This is a genomic window from Pseudomonas fildesensis (assembly GCF_001050345.1).
GTDB classification, from domain to species: domain Bacteria; phylum Pseudomonadota; class Gammaproteobacteria; order Pseudomonadales; family Pseudomonadaceae; genus Aquipseudomonas; species Aquipseudomonas fildesensis.
This window is the reverse complement of sequence record NZ_LFMW01000013.1, coordinates 38,406-57,346: the sequence shown is the minus strand read 5'-3', so window position 1 is coordinate 57,346 and position 18,941 is coordinate 38,406. Positions and strand designations below refer to the sequence as shown.

Here is an 18,941-nt window from a genome sequence, read left to right as displayed (position 1 = left end):
TGCCATCCAAGCGGAGGTCAGTTTTCTCGCAGAGTCCGAGCCTTATCAGGCTGCCGACTGTGGTAATAACCGCAGTTCTCCATCAACTTCCTTGACCAACCCACTGGCCAAAAAAAGCGGCAATAAGCGTTTGTGTAACTGCGGTTCGACAAAGTCCTTCACCCCATCTATTGCCAGGTTACCCGCGCCGGTAAGTTCGGCCTTGGTGTAGGACAACCATGCTTTCTTGAGCATCAACAGCACATCACTGCCCGCCGTGGACGCGAAGCGGCGGTGGGTGGGTTTGCCGTCAAAATTGAAAGTGTGCTGAAACGCATAGCCGGTTTCATCCCCGCCACTGGCCGTGCAACGCACACACGTGCAAGGGCCGTCGCCGAACGCGCTGCGCAGGTAGGTGTTGAAGTCCACCACGGGCTTGAGTGACAGGCGCTTATCCACCTCGAACAAGTCCCCGGTCATTTTTTCGTCAGTGTTCAACGTCCATTTCCTCGCAGGTGGTGAGCGGTTTTTCAAAGCGCCGCACGATACCAGCCGGACGCAGGTTTGGGGATCATTTGCATAACAATAGATCCCGATATTCTTTTCCAGTCTTAAAAATCGCCGCTAGGCTCCATCACCTCCTCGAAAACGCGGCAGATCCCCCATGACTTTCAAGCGTCCCTCCCTGACCCTCCTGGCCGTGTCCCTGGCCGCTGCGAGCGCTTTGCTCAGCCCTGGTGCGCAGGCCGAGGGCAAGATCAGCATCGCCCAGCAATTCGGTATCGGTTACCTGATCCTCGATGTGGTGCGCGACCAGCACCTGATCGAAAAACACGGCAAGGAACAGGGCTTGGACATCGAGGTGGAGTGGAACAGCATTTCCGGCGCCACTGCAATGAACGAATCGTTGCTGGCCGGTGCGCTGGACGTGGTCTCCGCCGGGGTGCCGCCGATGCTCACCCTGTGGGACCGCACGAAGGGCAAGCAGAACGTCAAGGCCATCGCCTCTCTGGGTTCGATGCCCAATTACCTGCTGACCAATAACCCCAACGTGAAGACCTTGAAGGACTTCACCGAGAAAGATCGCATTGCCGTGCCCGCCGCAGGTGTAGGCTTCCAGTCGCGCACCTTGCAGATTGAGACCGCCAAGCAGTTCGGCGCTGCCAACTACAAAAAGTTTGACGACATTTCCATCAGCCTGGCCCACCCCGATGCCACGGCGGCGTTGATTGCCGGTGGTTCGGAGATCAATTCGCACTTCTCCAGCCCGCCGTTCCAGTACCAGGAGCTGTTGAACCCCAACGTGCACAAGGTGCTCAGTTCCTACGACATCCTCGGCGGGCAGGCCACGTTCAACGTGCTCTACACCACGCAGAAATTCCACGACGAAAACCCCAAGACTTATAAAGCGTTCTACGACGCACTGGCCGAGGCGGAGAAGATCATCAAGGCCGACAAGCCCGCCGCCGCCAAGGCGTATATCCGCGTCGAGCAATCCAAGTTGCCGTTGGACCTGGTGGAGAAGATCGTCCAGGACCCGGAAATCGACTTCACCATCGTGCCGCAGCGCACCTACATCTATGCCGAGAAGTTGCAAGAGTTGGGCGTGCTGAAAAACAAGGCGGCGAGCTGGAAGGACTACTTCTTTGAAGAGGCCCACGGCGGGAATGGCAGCTGATCCCTAATCCTGATGTGAAATGCAGTCAAAAATCGTTGTCTGAGGGTCAGCGGAAGAATTCGCCGGGTGTGGCATCGAACTGCTGCCGAAACGCATTGATAAACGCCGATGTCGATTCATAGCCACAGCCCAGCGCCACATCCGTTACCCGCTCACCTTGCTCGAGGGCGGGCAGGGCGCTCAGCAGTCGCAGGCGCTGGCGCCAGGCGCGAAAGGTCAAGCCGGTTTCACTCAGGAACAACCGGCTGAGGGTCTTCTCGCTCACTCCCAGCTTCTGGCTCCAGTGACCCAAGGTGGTCTGCTGCTCCGGGTGCAAATTCAAGCTGCGGTAGATCTGCCGCAGTCGCGGATCCAGGGGCAGTGGCAGCATCAAATCCACTTGAGGCGCCGCCGCCAGTTGGTCCAGAACCACTTGGGCCAGCCGTCCGTCCGGACCCTCCTCGGCATATTCCACCGGCAATTCGCTGAAGCTGCGAATCAACTCGCGCAGCAAACTGCTGACTTCCAGCACCTGGCAGCGCTCATCCGCCCAGGCGGTGACGCTGCAATCGAGGTACAGGCTGCGCATCTCGGTGTGGGGCGAGCTGTACACCCGGTGCGGCATGCCCGCCGGAATCCACACCGCGCGCTGCGGTGGTGCGACGAAGCGGCCGACGTTGGTCTGGATCTCCAACACACCGGAAATCGCGTAAGACAATTGCACCCACGGGTGGCTGTGCCGGCGAGTGAGCGCGCGATTGGGCAGGGATTCCGTACGCCCGTACACCGGACGAGGCAGGCTGGAAAGCCCGGGCACACTGCGGCGCACGGTGTTGGCATGTCCTTTAGGCGGCATTTACTGGCTCATTGGCGTTAGTCGGTAACAAGCCGTTACGTTAGAGTCGTGATGACGCTCTTGGCAACCCCCGGAAGATCCTGCTTATGACCCGCCCCCGTTTTCTGCCCGACAACTTCACCCTGATCCTGATTGCCACGGTAATCCTTGCGTCCTTGCTGCCCGCCAGCGGCCAGACCGCCGTGGCTTTCGGCTGGGTGACCAACCTGGCCATCGCGCTGCTGTTTTTCCTGCATGGCGCCAAACTGTCGCGCCAGGCCATCGTCGCCGGTGCCGGCCACTGGCGCCTGCACCTGCTGGTGTTCAGCCTGACATTCGTGCTGTTCCCGCTGCTGGGCCTGGCGCTCAAGCCGGTGCTGTCGCCGTTGATCGGCAAAGACCTGTACATGGGCATGCTCTACCTCTGTGCCTTGCCGGCCACCGTGCAATCGGCGATTGCCTTCACATCGCTGGCGCGCGGCAATATTCCGGCGGCAATCTGCAGCGCGGCGGCGTCGAGCCTGTTCGGGATCTTCCTGACGCCGTTGCTGGTGACGCTGTTGCTCAACGTCCATGGCGACGGCGCATCCACCGTCGACGCGATCCTGAAGATCAGCGTGCAACTGCTGCTGCCGTTTGTGGCCGGGCAGATCGCCCGTCGTTGGATCGGCGAGTGGGTGGGCCGCAACAAATCCTGGCTGAAGTTCGTCGACCAGGGCTCGATCCTGCTGGTGGTCTACGGCGCGTTCAGTGAAGCGGTCAACGAAGGTATCTGGCACCAGATCCCGCTGTGGGAACTCGGCGGCCTGGTGGTGGCGTGCTGCGTATTGCTCGCGCTGGTGCTGGTGGCGTCCACGGTGTTGGGCAAGGCGTTCGGTTTTAATCAGGAAGACCGCATCACCATCCTGTTCTGCGGCTCGAAGAAAAGCCTGGCCACTGGCGTGCCAATGGCCCAGGTGCTGTTTGCCGGGGCGAGCATGGGCGTATTGATTCTGCCGCTGATGCTGTTTCACCAGATTCAACTGATGGTGTGTGCAGCGCTGGCCCAGCGTTATGCCAACCGGCCGGAAAGCATCCCGGAAATGATGGGCCAGGTGGACCCGTGACGGCTCGAAAGAGTCGACGAATAACCTTAAGTTAACGCAAGGCCAGACGACTGACTTTTTAACAGCCCAAGAAGGAGCGTCGGCATGAGTGTTAAAGGTATTTCGGTGTTTACTGGCCTAATACCGATCATTTAAGGCCAGACACCGTCCCTGTGGCGAGGGAGCTTGCTCCCGTTGGGCCGCGAAGCGGCCCCAAAGCCTGCCTACTCGGTCTGCCTGAATTACCTCGTTCATCCGACTGGGGCCGCTGCGCAGCCCAACGGGAGCAAGCTCCCTCGCCACAATAAGCAGTGTGTCAGCCACAATTAGGCCAAACACCGTCCCTGTGGCGAGGGAGCTTGCTCCCGTTGGGCCGCGCAGCGGCCCCAAAGCCTGCCAACGCGGTCTGCCTGAAATATCTTCGTTCATCCGACTGGGGCCGCTGCGCAGCCCAACGGGAGCAAGCTCCCTCGCCACAATAAGCAGTGTGTCAGCCACAATTAAGGCCAGACACCGTCCCTGTGGCGAGGGAGCTTGCTCCCGTTGGGCCGCGAAGCGGCCCCAAAGCCTGCCAACGCGGTCTGCCTGAAATATCTTCGTTCATGCGACTGGGGCTGCTTCGCACCCCAACGGGAGCAAGCTCCCTCGCCATAATAAGCAGTGTGTCAGCCACAATTAAGGCCAGACACCGTCCCTGTGGCGAGGGAGCTTGCTCCCGTTGGGCCGCGAAGCGGCCCCAAAGCCTGCCAACGCGGTCTGCCTGAATTACCTGTTTCATCCGACTGGGGCCGCTGCGCAGCCCAGCGGGAGCAAGCTCCCTCGCCACAATAAGCAGTGTGTCAGCCACAATTAGGCCAAACACCATCCCTGTGGTGAGGGAGCAAGCTCTTATAGAGCAAAATTTATCTTATTGATTTTAAACATAAATAATTTTCCGATTTATCGGCAGGTTCTCTGCGCGACAGCGCAGCCTGTTTGCAGGCTGGGAGGCCTCCCTCGCCACAGGTTACTTCCCGCTCTTTCTATTTCCTAACTGATCGGCATTAGATTGCGGGCCTCCGGTGTTTCTGGGTGGGCGCATGCGGTGCGGCTCAGCCCGCGAGCCATGGAACGATTCAGTTCACAGGCGCTATCGTGGAGTCAGGCTGTGCGACAAATGCGCGCAGCGGTGCGGTGATTCAATTGACGGGATGCGCCAACGCCAGCCGTGGCACCCGGGTCGACGTGCGAAGTGTGGCCCCGGTGGCCAGCGTCAAGGCACTGGGCGACCCGGCGGCCCACGTGCTGCTGGTTGCGGACAGCGGCGGCGGGCGTTATTACGACCAGCGTTATCTGCTGGTGGACGGCGGCGGCAAGCCGATTCAGCCGAAAACTACGTGATTACCCTCACCGCGCCATGAGGCATCGGGCGACGAATGCGTAGGATCTGCGCCAACAGCCGACCGAGAAACCTATAGAATGCTCGGCGGCGGCGCTTCTACGGCGTGGCCGTTTGATCATCGTCAGAGTGCCGCGCCGTTCAATGAGCCTTTCAGCCGCAACACCCCAAGCCAACTGGCAACCGGTCATCGCCCTCGCGCTGGCCGCCTTTGTGTTCAATACCACCGAATTTGTGCCGGTCGGACTGCTCAGCGCCATCGGCGCCAGCTTCGACATGCCCATCGCCAGCGTAGGCCTGATGCTCACCATCTACGCCTGGATCGTGTCCCTAACCTCGCTGCCAGTGATGCTGCTGACCCGCAACATCGAACGGCGCAAGCTGCTGATCGTGTTGTTTGGCCTGTTTATCGCCAGCCATATCCTTTCCAGCGTGGCCACCAGCTTTGGCCTGTTGATGGTCAGCCGCATCGGCATCGCCTTGTCCCATGCGCTGTTCTGGTCGATCACCGCATCCCTCGCCGTGCGCCTGGCGCCGGAAGGCAAGCAGGTGCAAGCCCTCGGCCTGTTGGCCACCGGCACGTCCCTGGCGATGGTTCTCGGCATCCCGCTCGGCCGCCTGCTGGGCGAAGCCATGGGCTGGCGCACCACCTTCCTGGTCATCGCCGCGTTCGCCGCCGCCCTGGTGTTCTGGCTGGCGCGTACCTTGCCGCTGCTGCCGAGCCAGAACTCCGGCTCTCTGCGCAGCCTGCCACTGCTGTTCAAACGCCCGGCACTGGTGGCGCTCTACGTGCTGACCGCGATGGTGGTCACCGCGCAATTCACCGCCTACAGCTACATCGAACCCTTCGTCGAAGGCGTCGCAGGCCTGAGCGGCAACGCTGTGACCCTGTTCCTGCTGGTATTTGGCGGCGCTGGCATCATCGGCTCGCTGCTGTTCAGCCTGGTGCACCGCTTCAACCCGCACATCTTTGTGATCAGCGCCGTGTTCCTGCTCACGGCGTGCCTGGCGCTGATGTTGCCGCTGAGCGGCGCCGAGTCGTACCTGGTTGGCCTCAGCGTGTTCTGGGGCATGGCAATTATGGGCTTCGGCCTGGCGATGCAGTCCAAGGTACTGGTGCTGGCACCGGACGCCACCGACGTCGCGATGGCGATGTTCTCCGGCATCTACAACATCGGCATCGGCGGCGGCGCCCTGATGGGCAGCTGGGTCGGCAGCCACTTCGGCTTCGCCTGGATCGGCGCGGCGGGCGGGTTGCTGGCGGCGGTGGCGTTGATAGGGTATTGCCTGGCGATTCGGCGGTTTGGGCAGGGTGTGGCCCAAGCCTGAGTAGGCGCTAAGCAGACGCCTAGTCTTTGCTCTTGCAACCTGCGTACAACTGCACAATGAAAGGAAACTGGACACGGGCTTTAGAAGCCCGGTCCTACCGTTGGTCGCCTTTCATTACGCAAAAAGTTATTAAGTTGACGCCATTTTCTCCTCCTTCTAATATCGCCAGCGGCTAATGGCACCACGATGGCCTTTGCCCACTACCTCACCAGGTACTGCTAGCAAACCACTCTCTAAAAGGACTTTTCCAGTGGCATTTCGCACGCTCCGAAACTGTATCGCCCTGATTTTCATCTGTTCCGGCCTGTATGGCTGCGCGGCCAACATCCAGAAGCCCGTCGAGCTCGACGCGCAGTTCTGGAGCGACAAGAGCCAGACCATCGGCGTGGCCATGACCACGCTGCCGCCCTCGGAGCTGGTGCTGGGCGGCCAACAGGGGTTGCTGGACCTGGCGATCAACAAGGGCATCAACAGCAAGCTCAGCACTCAGGTCAGTACCTGGAAGCTGCAGGACGCCGCGAGTATCCCTGACGAAATCGTCGCCAAGCTGGTCGCCAAGGGCTACAAGGCCAAGCGCGTGGACGAGTCGATCGACCTCACCAAATTCAAGGAAAACAAGTTCCGCGAAGGCTTCTTCGGCCGTGACCTGACGCCGTTGCAAGCCAAGTACGGTGTGGATCGCCTGCTGTTGATTTCCTACACGGCGAGCGGCGCGTACCGGACGTACTACAGCGTGGTGCCGACCAGCGTGCCGACCCCGCAAGTGGGCGGCATCGGCCTGGTGGTCGATCTGCGTGACAATCACCTGCTGTGGTACAAGCCGTTTGCCGTGACGCAACCGGCGCAGGGCGAGTGGGACCAACCCAACTACAGCAACTTGTCGAACGCCTACTACCAGGCCGTGGACAGCAGCCGCCAACTGGTCATCACTCCGTTCGCCCAATGAAGCAACTGGGCAGTGCGTTGCTCATCGCCAGTGGCCTGATGCTGGGAGCGTGCGCCCAGCATCAGCTGCCTGAACCCGGCTTCAATACGCCGTCCGCCCTGTCGTACATCAATACCCACGGTGCCAAGGTCGAGGTGCGGTTGCCGGCCCAGGGCTTCGTCACGGCGTCGATGGTGATTGACAGCAAGCGTGCGTCGGACGCGGCCCAAGTCAGCGACAATGTCACGCGCAGTGCCGTGAACGCGGGGGGCGTGGTGGGCTTGTTGATCGCCAGTGCCATCAATACCCAGACCGGCGTGGGTGTACTGGAGCGCGATGCGCGCAATAGCGCAGAACACGATGCCCGCCCGATGACGACGCTGCTCGCTGAGCAGAACCTGGAAGCGGCTATTTCGCGACGCTATCAACAGACCAGCCAGGCGGCGGGCCTGCCTGCGGCGCAGGGGCAGATCAGCGCGCTGGTGCTGGTCGAGCCGCGGCTGGTGCTGAGCGCGGACCGGGGCAGCTTTATCCTGGTCAACCGGGTACAGGTCCAGGACATCGCCGGGTCGGTGCTGTATCAACGGCGGATCGAAGTGGTCGGGCAGCCCTTTCGCAGTTGTGGTGCGCAATGCATCGACGACGGTCACCTGGAATGGGCCAAGGTGAACGAGCAACTCGAAGTCTGCATCGACGAGGCCATGCGCGTCTTCGCCCAGGACTTGCGCGCAGGTGAGGGCGTGGCTGACGCTGGCGAGCAGACCGTACGTTATGTACTGGACGGTCGTCGCGTGGTGGAGCGCGGTCGGTTGTTACCTTCGGCCGGTGTCTACCACCGTTACCGTAACCTGGACGGCGCGATCAAATCGGTGCCGATGCCGTTTGAAAATATGGCGGCGCAAAGCGTTTCGCCGTGAGGGGGAACTCAGGCCCCCCTCGCGCCTACAGTGCAATAGCGTTATAGCGCGGCCAGCACAGCCTCAAGCTTCTCCTGATCCCGCGCAAACTGCCGAATCCCTTCCGCCAGTTTCTCCGTCGCCATCGCATCTTCATTCGACGCCCAGCGAAATTGCGCTTCGTTCATTGGCTGACGCGCTTCGCCGTCGGTCACCGGCACCAACTTGCGCTCCAGCGTGCCCTGGTCTTCGTCGAGCTTTTGCAGCAGGTCCGGGCTGATGGTCAGGCGATCACACCCCGCCAGCTGTTCGATCTGGCTGAGGGTGCGGAAGCTCGCGCCCATCACCACGGTGCTGATCTGGTTGGCCTTGTAGTAGTTGTAGATACGCGTTACCGACTGCACGCCCGGGTCCTCAACGCCTGTGTAGTCCAGGCCGGTGTTCTTGCGGTACCAGTCGTAGATGCGGCCCACGAACGGCGAGATCAGGAACACCCCGGCATCGGCGCAGGCGACGGCCTGGGCGAAGGAGAACAGCAGGGTCAGGTTGGTCTGGATGCCGGCTTTTTCCAGGCGTTCGGCGGTGCGGATGCCTTCCCAGGTGGAGGCCAGTTTGATCAGCACGCGGTCGCGGCCGACACCGGCCTGGTCGTACAGGGCGATCAACTGGTTGGCCTTGGCCCACAGCGCGTCTTCATCGAAGGACAGGCGCGCGTCGACTTCGGTGGAGATACGCCCAGGGATTACCTTCAGAATGCCGGCACCCACCGACACGGCGAAGTGGTCGCAGGCAAGGCCTACATCGCCTTTTGACAGGTTTACGGCATTGCGCAGCAGCTCGGCGTAGTCCGGGATGGCGGCGGCCTTGAGTAGCAGCGAAGGGTTGGTGGTGGCGTCGACCGGGCGCAAGCGGCTAATGGCGTCGAGGTCGCCGGTGTCGCAGACCACGGTAGTGAATTGCTTGAGTTGTTCGAGCTTGGACGTCATGAGCGGCAGTCTCCAGAAAAGGGGTTAGTGGTTCAGGGCCTGGGCGGTGTCGAGGTCGGTGATCAGGATGTCGAGGTAGCCGCCCTTGAGCGCGCCACGAATCGCCTGGACCTTGTTCAGCCCGCCGGCCAGGCCGAGCACGCGGTGGATCGAGCGCAACTTGGGCAGCGCCACCGACACTACGAATTCTTCATCTTCTTCCAGCACCGGTTTGCCCTGTGCGTCGAAGTAGCGCAGGCAGATATCGCCGACCGCGCCACGTTCAGCCAGCAGGCGCAGCATCTCTTCGGTGTAGTAGTTGCCGCTGTTGCGCAGCAGTTGTGAGGGCTCCAGATCGCCGATGCCGACGATCGCCAGGGTGATGCTGTCAAAGCGTTGCAGCACTTCCTTGACCTCTTCCATCTCGACGATGCGCTGCTTGCTTTCCACCGATTGCTCGATGCTTTGCGACGGCAGCAGGAACGCCGGGCAGTTGAGCAGGGTGGCCAGGCGCTGGGTGAGCAGGGTGGCTTCAAAGGCGCCTTTGTTGCCGACGCCGCCCAACAGTTGTACCACTTCCTGGGCGCCTTGTTTGCCCGGTTGGGCATGCAGATGGCCGACCATGGCGCGAATGGTGCTGCTCCACGATGAAATGCCGATGTGGTCCTGGGGCGACAGACTGGTCTCCAGGTAGTGCGCGGCGGCCGAGCCGATGGCTTGCTTGATGCTTTCATCATTGCCCGGCTCAGTGGCTTCCACCACGATCACCCGCCGCACGCCGTAGCGGCGCTGCAGTTGATTTTCCAGCTCCAGGTGCAGGCCTTGCAGGCGCATTACGCTGATCTTCACCACGCCGTCCTGCAGCGCCCGACGCAGGGCGCGGCTGATAAAGGACTGGGACAAATCCAGCTGCGTGGAAATCTCGGACTGCTTGAGCCCTTCTTCGTAATAGAGGCTCGCGATCTTGGTGATCAGGCGCTGTTCTTCGATCTGGCTCATGAAGGCCTCAGTTGTTGACTCAATGGCCGTGAGGATACCAAACCCTTACGACATGATCAGGCCACCGTCGATATTGATCGCCTGCCCGGTGAGGTAGGCCGCGTCATCCGAGGCGAGGAACGCCACCAGGCCCGCGACATCCGAGGGTTTGCCGGCGCGGCGCAGGGGGATGTTCTTGACCCACTCGGCCATCAATTCACCCTTGCCGTAGCGCTTTTCATCGGTGCTGAGGATCTCGCCCCATACGCGGTCGTTGTAGTCCCACATTTCGCTTTCAATGATACCGGGGCAGAACGCGTTGACCGTGATGTTGTGCCGCGCCAGTTCCAGCGCGAGGCTTTGGGTGATTCCGATTACGCCCATTTTGCTCGCGGCGTAGTGCGGCGTGTAGATAAACCCCTGGCGGCCCTGGCCCGAGGAGGTGTTGATCAACCGCCCGCTGCCTTGCTTGACCATGTATTTGGCCGCCTCGCGGCAACCGAGCCACACGCCGGTGGTGTTGACCTGCAGCACCTTGTCGAAGTCGGCGCGGGGCATCTTGTCGTAGTGGTCGATGGTGATGATGCCGGCGTTTTGCACCGACACGTCGATGCTGCCAAAGCGCGCGTGGCCTTCGCGGTAGAGCGTTTCGATATCGGCTTCGTTCGTGACATCGATGCCCAGGGCGAGCGTGTCGACCTGGTATTCCTGGGCCAGTTGCTCGGCGGTGAAGGTCACCCGCTCCAGGTCGTTGGAGGCCAATACCAGGTTGGCGCCTTCCTGGGCGAAGCGCTCGGCAATGCCGGCGCCGATGCCACGGCAGGCGCCGGTGATCACTACGGTTTTACCGCTGAAACGTTGCGACATGACGAGGGGCTCCACTGCTTACCAGCAAACAAAACCGCCATCGACCAACAGGTCGACACCGGTGCAGAAAGACGAGGCCTGGCTGACCAGGAAAATCGCCGGGCCGACCATTTCTTCCACGCTGGCCATGCGGCCCATGGGCGTGGTCTGTTCAAAAATCTTCACCTGGTCGGCGACTTCCGGCCGTGAGTTCATCGGCGTGGCGGTGTAGCCGGGGCTGATGCAATTGACCCGCAGGCCCTTATCGGCCCATTCCATCGCCAGGCTCTTGCTGAGGTGGATCACCCCGGCCTTGGAGGTGTTGTAGTGCGCCTGCAACAGGCCACGGTTGACGATGCTGCCCGACATGGAGGCGATGTTGACGATGGCGCCTTTGCCACGGGGCAACATCACCGCAGCCTGGGCCTGGCAACTGAGGAAAATCCCGGTGAGGTTGATGTCCAGGGTGGTTTGCCAGCGTTGCAATTCCAGGTCTTCGGCAGCCTGGGCATTGGCGATGCCGGCGCAATTGACCGCCACGCTCAGCTCGCCCAATTCGCTTTCGGTGCGGGCGACGGCGGCATCCAGTGCGGCCCGTTCGGTGACTGTGCCGCTCAAGGCCAGGGCGCGGCGGCCGAGGGTTTGGATGCGTTCGACGGTGCTGGCGATACCGGGGCTGCCGGGTAGATCAAAACACGCGACATCCGCGCCGGCTTCGGCGAGACCTACGGCGATAGCCTGGCCAATGCCGCTGCCGGCACCGGTCACAAAAGCCACCTGGCCCTGAAGACTAAAAAGCTGCATGGAACACTCCATAATTCAATATTGGTTAACACCCTGTGGCGAGCGAGCAAGCTCGCTCACCACAAAGGCCTTGCTCTCACAATTGATCTTTGTTGGCTTTAATTAGGCCGTGGCCATTTCCATTACCGAAACGGGCGTTGCCTCGCCACGCTCCAGAATCCCCATCTGCCGGCCCCGGCTCATCACCATCACCCGATGGGACAGCCCAAGTACTTCATCCAGATCCGAACTCACCACAATCACCGCCATGCCCTTGGCCGCCAAATCGGCGATCACTTCATAAATCGCCGCCCGCGCGCCCACATCAATCCCGCGTGTCGGTTCATCGAGAATGAACACCTTGGGATTGCGCGCCAGCCACTTGGCGATAATGACCTTCTGCTGGTTCCCGCCGGACAGGCTGGAAATCCGCTGCTGCGGCGCACCCTTCACGCCCAACCGCGCCACCGCCGTGCGGGCAAATTCGCGCAGCGGGGCAGGGAACACCCAACCACGCTTGTCCAGCAGGTCGGTGTTGCCATAAATCAGGTTGTCTTCGATACGATGCTCGACGACCACGCCTTGCTGCTTGCGGTCCTCGGGCACCAGCACCACGCCGGCCTGAATCGCCTCGAAGGGTGAGCGCAGGCGGCGCACCTCGCCGTCGAGCACCATATGGCCCTGAATATCCTGGGCCGCACCGGCAATGGTGCGCACCAGCTCGGTCCGCCCGGCGCCGACCACACCGGCAATGCCGAACACTTCACCCGCGCGCACGCTGAAATCAATGCCATGCAGCGCAAACTCACGGCAACTCAAATCCTTGACCTGCAACATCACCCGTTCCTGCGGTGGCTGCAGCGCGGGGAAAATCCGTTCCAGGCTGCGCCCGACCATTTGCTCGACCAATTCACGCACCGGCACCTGGGCCGTGGCATGCAAGGCGATCTGGCGACCGTCGCGCAGCACCAACACGCGGTCGGCGATGCGCGCGATCTCTTCCAAGCGATGGCTGATATAGATAAACGACACGCCCTCGGCCTTGAGCCGCTCGACCTGCTGGAACAGTAGCTCGGTCTCTTCACCGCCCAACGCAGCGGTGGGTTCGTCGAGGATCAGCAGCTGTGCCTTGAGGGTCAGCGCCTTGGCGATTTCCACCAGTTGCTGGGCCGCCACGCTCAGGCCTTCGACCTTGCGCGATGCCGGCACCTTGAGCCCCAGGCGTTCCAGCTGGATCTGCGCCTGGGCCTCCATGTACTCGCGGTCGACCCGCCCGTGACGCATGGGCAGGCGGCCGACGAAGATGTTCTCGGCGATCGACAATTGCGGCAGCAGGCGGATTTCCTGGTGGATCAGGCCGATCCCGGCACCCAAGGCGGCCCCCGGCGAGCCCGGCGCATACGCCTCGCCCAGCCAGGTCATGCTGCCCCCGACTTCCGGTTGCACGAGGCCGGCGATGATCGACGACAAGGTCGACTTGCCTGCGCCGTTCTCGCCGAGCAGGGCCAGGACTTCGCCGGGGCGAATGTCCACGTTGACCTGCGACAGCACCTGCACCGGGCCATAGGCCTTGCTGATGTTGCGCAGGCACAGCACCGCGTCGGCTGCTATGTCCAGAGCTGCTGCTTGCATGACGACCTCCGAGGCTTACGGGTGCTGTTGCAGGAACGGCGCGACGTTTTCTTTGGTGGTCAGCACGGTCGGCAGCAATTGTTCCTTGGGCACGGCCTTGCCGGCTTTCAGGTCAATCGCCGAGGCCACGGCCAGGCGGCCCATTTTCTGGGTCTGTTGGGTCATGGTTGCATTCAGCACGCCGCTTTGGACGGCCTTGAGTCCGGCCACGTCGCCGTCGAAACCAACCACCACCACCTTGTGATCGAGGTTGCCGACCTTGACTGCCTGCGCAGCGCCCAACGCCATGGCATCGGCACGGCCGAAGAAGACGGTGATATTCGGGTCACGCTGGAGCAGGTCCTGGGCCACGGCGAAGCCTTTGTCCTGCGCCCATTCGGCCGGTTGCTGGGCGACGACCTTGAGGTCCGGGAAGGCTTTCAATCCCGCTTCGAAACCCTTGGCGCGATCGTTCTCCGGCGTGGTGCCGAGCTGGCCTTGCAGGATCGCGATGCGGCCTTTGCCGTCGGTAATCTTGCCGACGTATTCGGCCAGGGTCTTGGCGCCGGCCACGCTGTCGCTGGCGATAAAGGTGTCGCCCGGTGCATCGGGGGCGTTGCGGTCGACGGCGATCACCGGGATGCCCGCGGCCTTGGCGGCTTTCACCGGCACACCGGCGGCGGTGGCACCGGCCGGGATGTAGATCAGCACGTCGATCTGGCGGGTGATCAGGTCTTCAATCTGGCTGACCTGGGTCGACGAGTTGCCCTGGGCGTCCACGGTGATCACTTTGATCCCCTTGGCCTTGCCCTCGGCTTCCACTGATTGCTTGATCTGGTTGAAAAAGTCGGCCTGCAGGTTGGCCACGGCGAGGCCGATGGTCAGGTCCTTGGCCCAGGTGGTGCCGGCGGCGGTGAGTGTGGCGGCAGCGAGAGCGGTGGCCAACAGCAGTTTCTTGGGGCTGAACATGTCGGTGACTCCTGGTTTTATTGTTGGAGGGTGTCAACTGTCGAACAGGTTTAACGGGCAGTGCTGGAGCGGCGTCGCAAGGTATCGATGGTGACGGCAAGGGCGATGACCACGCCGATCACCACTTGTTGAATGAAGGGCGAGACGCCAAGCAGGTTGAGGCCATTGCGCAACACGCCAATGATCAGCACACCGACCAGCGTGCCGCCGATGCTGCCGACGCCGCCGCTGAGGCTGGCACCGCCAATCACCACGGCGGCAATGGCATCCAGTTCCAGGCTCAGGCCGGCGCTGGGTTGGGAAGAGTCGAGGCGCGCGGCGAGGGTCACGGCGGCGATGCCGGCCAACGCTCCGCTGATGGCGTACACCCACAGGGTGATCGCGCGCACCTTGATGCCGGACAGGCGCGCTACTTCCGGGCTGCCGCCCATGGCGTAGAGGTTGCGCCCGCCGGCCCGAAAGCGCAGGAATACCCAGGCCACTACCAGCATCACCAGGAACAAACCGACGGTGGCCGAGAGAAAACCGAAGTGACGCACCGTGGCCAGGCTGGTGAACCAGTCCGGGTAGCCGACGATCTGCCGGCCTTCGGTGAGAATGTTCGCCAGGCCCCGGGCCACCGACATCATGGTCAGCGTGGCAATAAAGGGCGGCAGCTTGGCATAGGTGATCAACCCGCCGGACACCAGCCCGGCCAGCATGCCGGTGGCAATCGAGACAGGAATCGCGAAACCCAGCGGCACCGCCTGATCCTGATACAGCCAGCCGAGCATCATCATCGAGAAGGCCAGCACCGAGCCGACCGACAGATCGATGCCGCCGATCACGATCACCGCCGTCATGCCAATCGCGAGGATGCCCAGCACGGTGACCTGATCAAGAATGTTCAGGCCATTGCGCAAAGAGAAGAAGAATTCGGAACTGAAGGAGAAAACCAGCACCAGCAGCACAAGGCCGATCAGCGGGCCGCCGATATTGCTGGGGAGCAGTTTCACCAGCCGTGGGCGGTGGGGCGGCTTGAGTTCGGCCGGATGCTGGACAATAGCTTTGGTGTCCACAGTGTTCTCCTGATTTATTTTTTTTGGAGTGCTTTCAGGTGCGCTGAATATTTATGCGTGCCTGACTGTTAATTCAGATTCCAGTGACACCGTGTCAAAGTCAAGCGCTTAATTTTTCATGTATACCGCTAAACCGCAGATTTTTTAAGCCGCAAAGCCACGGGCTAGAGTAGTCCGTGTAGGATTTTTGCCGTTTGTCCGCGGGGTATTTCCGAGGTTTATTTCATTTTTCCGCAGCGTGCTCACTTGACCTGATGAGCGTTCGGCGTCTAAATAGAAATATATTGTCACTGCTGAATAAATATTCAAATGCAGCTTTCGACACTTTTATCTCCAATGCATATCCCCAATGCATACCTCGCGTGGTCAGCCCACAGGAGCCGCTGCATGAATGCCTTCCAGTACGACGCCCACCAGATCAAAGAACAGGCCCGCCTGATCCGGCGCCACGTGATCCGTCTGAATGCCGACTCACCGGCGGGCGGGCATACCGGGGCCGACCTGTCGGAAACCGACATCCTCGCCACCCTGTATTTCCGCATCCTCAATACCGGCCCGGAACGCACCGAAGACCCTGAGCGCGATATCTATATCCAAAGCAAGGGCCATGGCGTCGGCGGTTTGTATTGCTGCCTGGCGCAGGCGGGCTACATCCCGACTGAATGGCTGCCGACGTACCAGCACTTCAATTCCCATCTGCCCGGCCACCCGGTGCGCCAGAAAACCCCCGGCATCGAGCTGAACACCGGCGCCCTCGGTCATGGTTTGCCCGTGGCGGTAGGGCTGGCGCTGGCGGCAAAAATGTCCGGCAGCAAAAAACGCATCTACGTGCTGACCGGCGACGGTGAGCTGGCCGAAGGCTCCAACTGGGAAGCGGCGATGGCGGCGGCCAAGTACGGCCTCGACAACCTGTTTGTGATCGTCGACAAGAACAAGCTGCAACTGGCCGGCCTGACCGCCGAGATCATGCCGCTCGACCCGCTGGATGTGAAATGGGCCGCCTTCGGCTTCAGCGTCAGCGAGTGCAACGGCAACGACGTGGGCCAGTTGATCGAAGCCCTGGAGACCATGCAGGCCAAAACCGGCAAGCCCCAGGTGCTGATCGCGCACACCATCAAAGGCAAGGGCGTGTCGTTTATCGAAGCCCGCCCCGAATGGCACCACCGTGTACCCAAGGGTGACGAAATCAACGCAGCACTGGAGGAGTTGAACCATGGCGAGTGAACATTTGGCGAGCGTCATGGTGGAAGCTTTTATTGCTGCAGTCGACGCCGGGCTGGACGTGGTGCCGGTGGTCAGCGATTCCACCTCCACGGCCAAGATCGGCCCGTTTGCCCAGCGCTTTCCCGAGCGGCTGATCAACGTCGGTATTGCCGAACAGTCACTGGTCAGCGTCGCGGCGGGCCTGGCCCTGGGCGGCAAGATCGCGGCCACCTGCAATGCGGCACCGTTTCTGATCTCGCGGGCCAACGAGCAGATCAAGGTCGACGTCTGCTACAACCAGGCCAACGTCAAAATGTTCGGCCTGAATGCCGGCGCCAGCTACGGTCCGCTCGCCAGCACCCATCACAGCATCGATGATATTTCGGTGATGCGCGGCTTTGGCAATGTGCAGATTTTCGCCCCGGCGGATGCCTTTGAGTGTCGGCAAATCGTCGATTACGCGCTGCGCTATCACGGCCCGGTGTACATCCGCCTCGACGGTAAAGCCTTGCCCGATGTGCACGCTGGCGACTATCAATTCAAACCCGGCCAGGTGGATATCCTGCGCCAGGGCGCGGACGTGAGCATCGTCGCGCTCGGCTCGGTGGCGCATGAAGCGGTGGAGGCGGCGCGGTTGCTCGCGGAGCAGGGCGTCCAGGCACAAGTGATCAACCTCTCGTCGATCCGGCCGTTGCAGCGTGATGTATTGCTCAGCGCCCTGAGCGGCACGCGCACAGTGATCAGCGTCGAAGAACACAACATCAACGGCGGTGTCGGCAGCATCGTTGCCGAAGTGCTGGCCGAGGCCGGGCTGGGTATCCGCCTGATCCGCCTGGGCATCGGCGATGGCGAATATGCCGCCGCCGGCGCACGTGAACCGACCCGCGCCTTGCATAACATCGACGCGGCTGGGATTGTGGCGGCTGCCACTCGGTTGCGGTGAATGCGATGACTAACAACACTCCGCTGATCCTGGCGATAGATGAAGGCACCAGCAACGCCAAGGCGGTGCTGGTCAACGAACTCGGGCAGGTGATCGCCCGGGGCTCGCGACCGTTGAGCATCAGTCATCCGCGCACCGGTTTTTCCGAGCAGGACCCGCTGCTGATCTGGCAGAACACCCTGGCCGCGATTGAAGAATGCCTGGCCCAGGTGGATCGCCCGATCACCGCGCTGGCCATCAGCAACCAGCGTGAATCGGTGGTGGCCTGGGATCGCCATACCGGCGAGCCTTTGTCGCCGTGCATCAGCTGGCAATGCCGACGCTCCACGGCGCTGTGCACGCAACTGCATGAGCAGGGTCATGAAGCGCTGATCCTGGAAAAGACCGGGCTGGCGCTCGACCCGATGTTTTCCGCCGGTAAATTGCGTTGGATTCTCGACAACCTGGACAACGGTCACGCCCGTGCCGCAGCCGGTGACATCTGCCTGGGCACGGTCGACAGCTGGCTGCTGTGGAAACTCAGTGGCGGCCAGGTGTTCGCCACCGACCATTCCAACGCTGCGCGCACCCAATTGTTCAACCTGCACACCTGCGCCTGGGATCCTGAACTGTTGGATCTGTTCGCGATTCCGTTGGCAGCACTGGCACCGATCCAGCCCAGCGCCGGCTTCTTCGCCGAGACCGTCGCCGTGGGCAGCTTGCCCGCCGGTATCCCGGTGATGTCGATGATCGGCGACTCCCATGCGGCGCTGTACGGGCAGGGCGGTTTCGCCCCCGGGCTGGTCAAGGCGACCCTTGGCACCGGCTCATCCTTGATGACCCCCATGAGCGGCCCGATTGCTTCAACCCACGGCCTGTCGACCACCCTGGCCTGGCATGACGGCGGCAAACCCACGTTCGGCATGGAAGGCAATATCGTCCACACCGGCGCCGCCGTGCAGTGGGCCTCGCGGCTGGTAGCGGGGGAATCCCTGGATGCCCTGACCGAACAGGCCGCGCAACTGCCGGATAATGGCGGCGTGTACTTTGTACCGGCGCTGTCCGGGCTGGGGGCGCCGCACTGGAAGGCCGATGCGCGCGGTTTGATCTGCGGGCTCACTGAAGCCACGTCCGGTGCGCATATCCTGCGCGCGTCACTGGAGTCCATCGGCTATCAGATTCGTGATGTGTTTGAGGCGATGCAGCAGGACATTGGCAGCCCATTGAAGGAACTGTGGGTGGATGGCGGCGCGACGCGTAACCGCTGGTTGATGCAGTTTCTGGCCAACCTGCTGCAACGCCCGGTGGTGCGCAGCCTGTCGCCGGAGGTGTCAGCGTTGGGGGCTGCGCATTTGGCGGGGAGGGCGTTGGGGGTTTGGTCTGATGATGAGGCACTCGTGCAATTGGAACGTCAGCGTGAGCGATTTGAACCGGTAAATGATCCGGCGATGGCGGGTCGTTATGAAGCATGGAAAAAAGCCCTGGCCCGCACCCTGTATTGATCGTTCCCACGCTCCGCGTG

General features: G+C 61.8%; 18 protein-coding genes. 9 read left to right on the top strand and 9 right to left on the bottom strand.

Annotation, left to right across the window (positions count from 1 at the left end; translation table 11 throughout):
* Positions 1–45: 45 nt before the first annotated feature.
* Positions 46–477, bottom strand: a complete 432-nt coding sequence (locus ACR52_RS19840) for a hypothetical protein (RefSeq protein ID WP_048728321.1) — start codon at positions 475–477, stop codon at positions 46–48.
* A 166-nt stretch (positions 478–643) separates the two neighbouring features.
* On the opposite strand from ACR52_RS19840, the gene ACR52_RS19835 reads away from it, so the two are divergent.
* Positions 644–1,657: an ABC transporter substrate-binding protein gene (locus ACR52_RS19835; RefSeq protein ID WP_048728319.1), complete on the top strand. Its 1,014-nt coding sequence runs from the start codon at positions 644–646 to the stop codon at positions 1,655–1,657.
* Between the two features lie 46 nt (positions 1,658–1,703).
* Here ACR52_RS19835 and ACR52_RS19830 read toward each other — a convergent pair whose 3' ends face one another.
* Positions 1,704–2,492: an AraC family transcriptional regulator gene (locus ACR52_RS19830; RefSeq protein WP_048728315.1), complete on the bottom strand. Its 789-nt coding sequence runs from the start codon at positions 2,490–2,492 to the stop codon at positions 1,704–1,706.
* An 86-nt stretch (positions 2,493–2,578) separates the two neighbouring features.
* Between ACR52_RS19830 and ACR52_RS19825 the strand changes: the two genes are divergently transcribed.
* The 5 genes from ACR52_RS19825 to ACR52_RS19805 all read left to right on the top strand — a co-directional run bounded on the left by ACR52_RS19825 (position 2,579) and on the right by ACR52_RS19805 (position 8,105).
* Positions 2,579–3,577: a bile acid:sodium symporter family protein gene (locus ACR52_RS19825; protein ID WP_048728310.1), complete on the top strand. Its 999-nt coding sequence runs from the start codon at positions 2,579–2,581 to the stop codon at positions 3,575–3,577.
* A 1,113-nt stretch (positions 3,578–4,690) separates the two neighbouring features.
* Positions 4,691–4,936 (top strand): hypothetical protein, encoded by a 246-nt coding sequence (locus ACR52_RS19820; protein WP_408003347.1) that lies wholly within the window; start codon positions 4,691–4,693, stop codon positions 4,934–4,936.
* A gap of 142 nt (positions 4,937–5,078) precedes the next feature.
* The gene (locus ACR52_RS19815; RefSeq protein WP_048728306.1) at positions 5,079–6,263 is read left to right on the top strand and encodes a sugar transporter; all 1,185 of its coding nucleotides are present in this window, start codon (positions 5,079–5,081) and stop codon (positions 6,261–6,263) included.
* Between the two features lie 250 nt (positions 6,264–6,513).
* Complete coding sequence (locus tag ACR52_RS19810; protein ID WP_048728304.1) at positions 6,514–7,209, top strand: hypothetical protein; 696 nt, start codon at positions 6,514–6,516, stop codon at positions 7,207–7,209.
* Complete coding sequence (locus ACR52_RS19805) at positions 7,206–8,105, top strand: hypothetical protein (protein ID WP_048728301.1); 900 nt, start codon at positions 7,206–7,208, stop codon at positions 8,103–8,105. Before ACR52_RS19810 ends, ACR52_RS19805 begins: the two co-directional genes overlap by 4 nt.
* 41 nt (positions 8,106–8,146) lie before the next feature.
* Here the strand turns inward: ACR52_RS19805 and tal are convergent, their stop codons facing one another.
* The 7 genes from tal to ACR52_RS19770 form a co-directional block, all read right to left on the bottom strand.
* Positions 8,147–9,070, bottom strand: a complete 924-nt coding sequence (gene tal, locus ACR52_RS19800; protein WP_048728298.1) for a transaldolase — start codon at positions 9,068–9,070, stop codon at positions 8,147–8,149.
* Positions 9,071–9,094: 24 nt separating this feature from the next.
* The gene (locus ACR52_RS19795; protein ID WP_048728294.1) at positions 9,095–10,048 is read right to left on the bottom strand and encodes a sugar-binding transcriptional regulator; all 954 of its coding nucleotides are present in this window, start codon (positions 10,046–10,048) and stop codon (positions 9,095–9,097) included.
* A gap of 45 nt (positions 10,049–10,093) precedes the next feature.
* Positions 10,094–10,894 carry an SDR family oxidoreductase gene (locus ACR52_RS19790; RefSeq protein WP_048728291.1) on the bottom strand — a complete coding sequence of 267 codons (801 nt, stop codon included), beginning with the start codon at positions 10,892–10,894 and terminating at the stop codon, positions 10,094–10,096.
* 18 nt (positions 10,895–10,912) lie between these two features.
* A complete protein-coding gene (locus ACR52_RS19785) occupies positions 10,913–11,677 on the bottom strand; it encodes an SDR family oxidoreductase (RefSeq protein WP_048728288.1) in 765 nt (254 codons plus the stop codon).
* A gap of 102 nt (positions 11,678–11,779) precedes the next feature.
* On the bottom strand, positions 11,780–13,288 hold the full coding sequence (locus tag ACR52_RS19780; protein ID WP_048728286.1) for a sugar ABC transporter ATP-binding protein: 1,509 nt from the start codon (positions 13,286–13,288) through the stop codon (positions 11,780–11,782).
* A gap of 15 nt (positions 13,289–13,303) precedes the next feature.
* Positions 13,304–14,236 carry a sugar ABC transporter substrate-binding protein gene (locus tag ACR52_RS19775; protein WP_048728283.1) on the bottom strand — a complete coding sequence of 311 codons (933 nt, stop codon included), beginning with the start codon at positions 14,234–14,236 and terminating at the stop codon, positions 13,304–13,306.
* A 50-nt stretch (positions 14,237–14,286) separates the two neighbouring features.
* Positions 14,287–15,294 (bottom strand): ABC transporter permease, encoded by a 1,008-nt coding sequence (locus ACR52_RS19770; protein WP_048728279.1) that lies wholly within the window; start codon positions 15,292–15,294, stop codon positions 14,287–14,289.
* A gap of 387 nt (positions 15,295–15,681) precedes the next feature.
* Between ACR52_RS19770 and ACR52_RS19765 the strand changes: the two genes are divergently transcribed.
* The 3 genes from ACR52_RS19765 to ACR52_RS19755 are packed head-to-tail and all read left to right on the top strand — an operon-like array spanning position 15,682 to position 18,921.
* A complete protein-coding gene (locus ACR52_RS19765) occupies positions 15,682–16,518 on the top strand; it encodes a transketolase (protein WP_048728276.1) in 837 nt (278 codons plus the stop codon).
* On the top strand, positions 16,508–17,440 hold the full coding sequence (locus tag ACR52_RS19760; RefSeq protein WP_048728272.1) for a transketolase family protein: 933 nt from the start codon (positions 16,508–16,510) through the stop codon (positions 17,438–17,440). Before ACR52_RS19765 ends, ACR52_RS19760 begins: the two co-directional genes overlap by 11 nt.
* 5 nt (positions 17,441–17,445) lie before the next feature.
* Positions 17,446–18,921 (top strand): FGGY family carbohydrate kinase, encoded by a 1,476-nt coding sequence (locus ACR52_RS19755; RefSeq protein ID WP_048728268.1) that lies wholly within the window; start codon positions 17,446–17,448, stop codon positions 18,919–18,921.
* Positions 18,922–18,941: the final 20 nt, after the last annotated feature.

Bases quoted from the DNA above. Each gene is read 5' to 3' on its own strand.
- ACR52_RS19780 (WP_048728286.1), bottom strand. From the start codon at position 13,288: ATGCAAGCAGCAGCTCTGGACATAGCAGCCGACGCGGTGCTGTGCCTG.
- ACR52_RS19755 (WP_048728268.1), top strand. From the start codon at position 17,446: ATGACTAACAACACTCCGCTGATCCTGGCGATAGATGAAGGCACCAGC.
- ACR52_RS19785 (WP_048728288.1), bottom strand. From the start codon at position 11,677: ATGCAGCTTTTTAGTCTTCAGGGCCAGGTGGCTTTTGTGACCGGTGCC.
- ACR52_RS19830 (WP_048728315.1), bottom strand. From the start codon at position 2,492: ATGCCGCCTAAAGGACATGCCAACACCGTGCGCCGCAGTGTGCCCGGG.
- ACR52_RS19775 (WP_048728283.1), bottom strand. From the start codon at position 14,236: ATGTTCAGCCCCAAGAAACTGCTGTTGGCCACCGCTCTCGCTGCCGCC.
- ACR52_RS19760 (WP_048728272.1), top strand. From the start codon at position 16,508: ATGGCGAGTGAACATTTGGCGAGCGTCATGGTGGAAGCTTTTATTGCT.
- ACR52_RS19795 (WP_048728294.1), bottom strand. From the start codon at position 10,048: ATGAGCCAGATCGAAGAACAGCGCCTGATCACCAAGATCGCGAGCCTC.
- ACR52_RS19765 (WP_048728276.1), top strand. From the start codon at position 15,682: ATGAATGCCTTCCAGTACGACGCCCACCAGATCAAAGAACAGGCCCGC.
- ACR52_RS19805 (WP_048728301.1), top strand. From the start codon at position 7,206: ATGAAGCAACTGGGCAGTGCGTTGCTCATCGCCAGTGGCCTGATGCTG.
- ACR52_RS19790 (WP_048728291.1), bottom strand. From the start codon at position 10,894: ATGTCGCAACGTTTCAGCGGTAAAACCGTAGTGATCACCGGCGCCTGC.
- ACR52_RS19815 (WP_048728306.1), top strand. From the start codon at position 5,079: ATGAGCCTTTCAGCCGCAACACCCCAAGCCAACTGGCAACCGGTCATC.
- ACR52_RS19825 (WP_048728310.1), top strand. From the start codon at position 2,579: ATGACCCGCCCCCGTTTTCTGCCCGACAACTTCACCCTGATCCTGATT.
- tal (WP_048728298.1), bottom strand. From the start codon at position 9,070: ATGACGTCCAAGCTCGAACAACTCAAGCAATTCACTACCGTGGTCTGC.
- ACR52_RS19835 (WP_048728319.1), top strand. From the start codon at position 644: ATGACTTTCAAGCGTCCCTCCCTGACCCTCCTGGCCGTGTCCCTGGCC.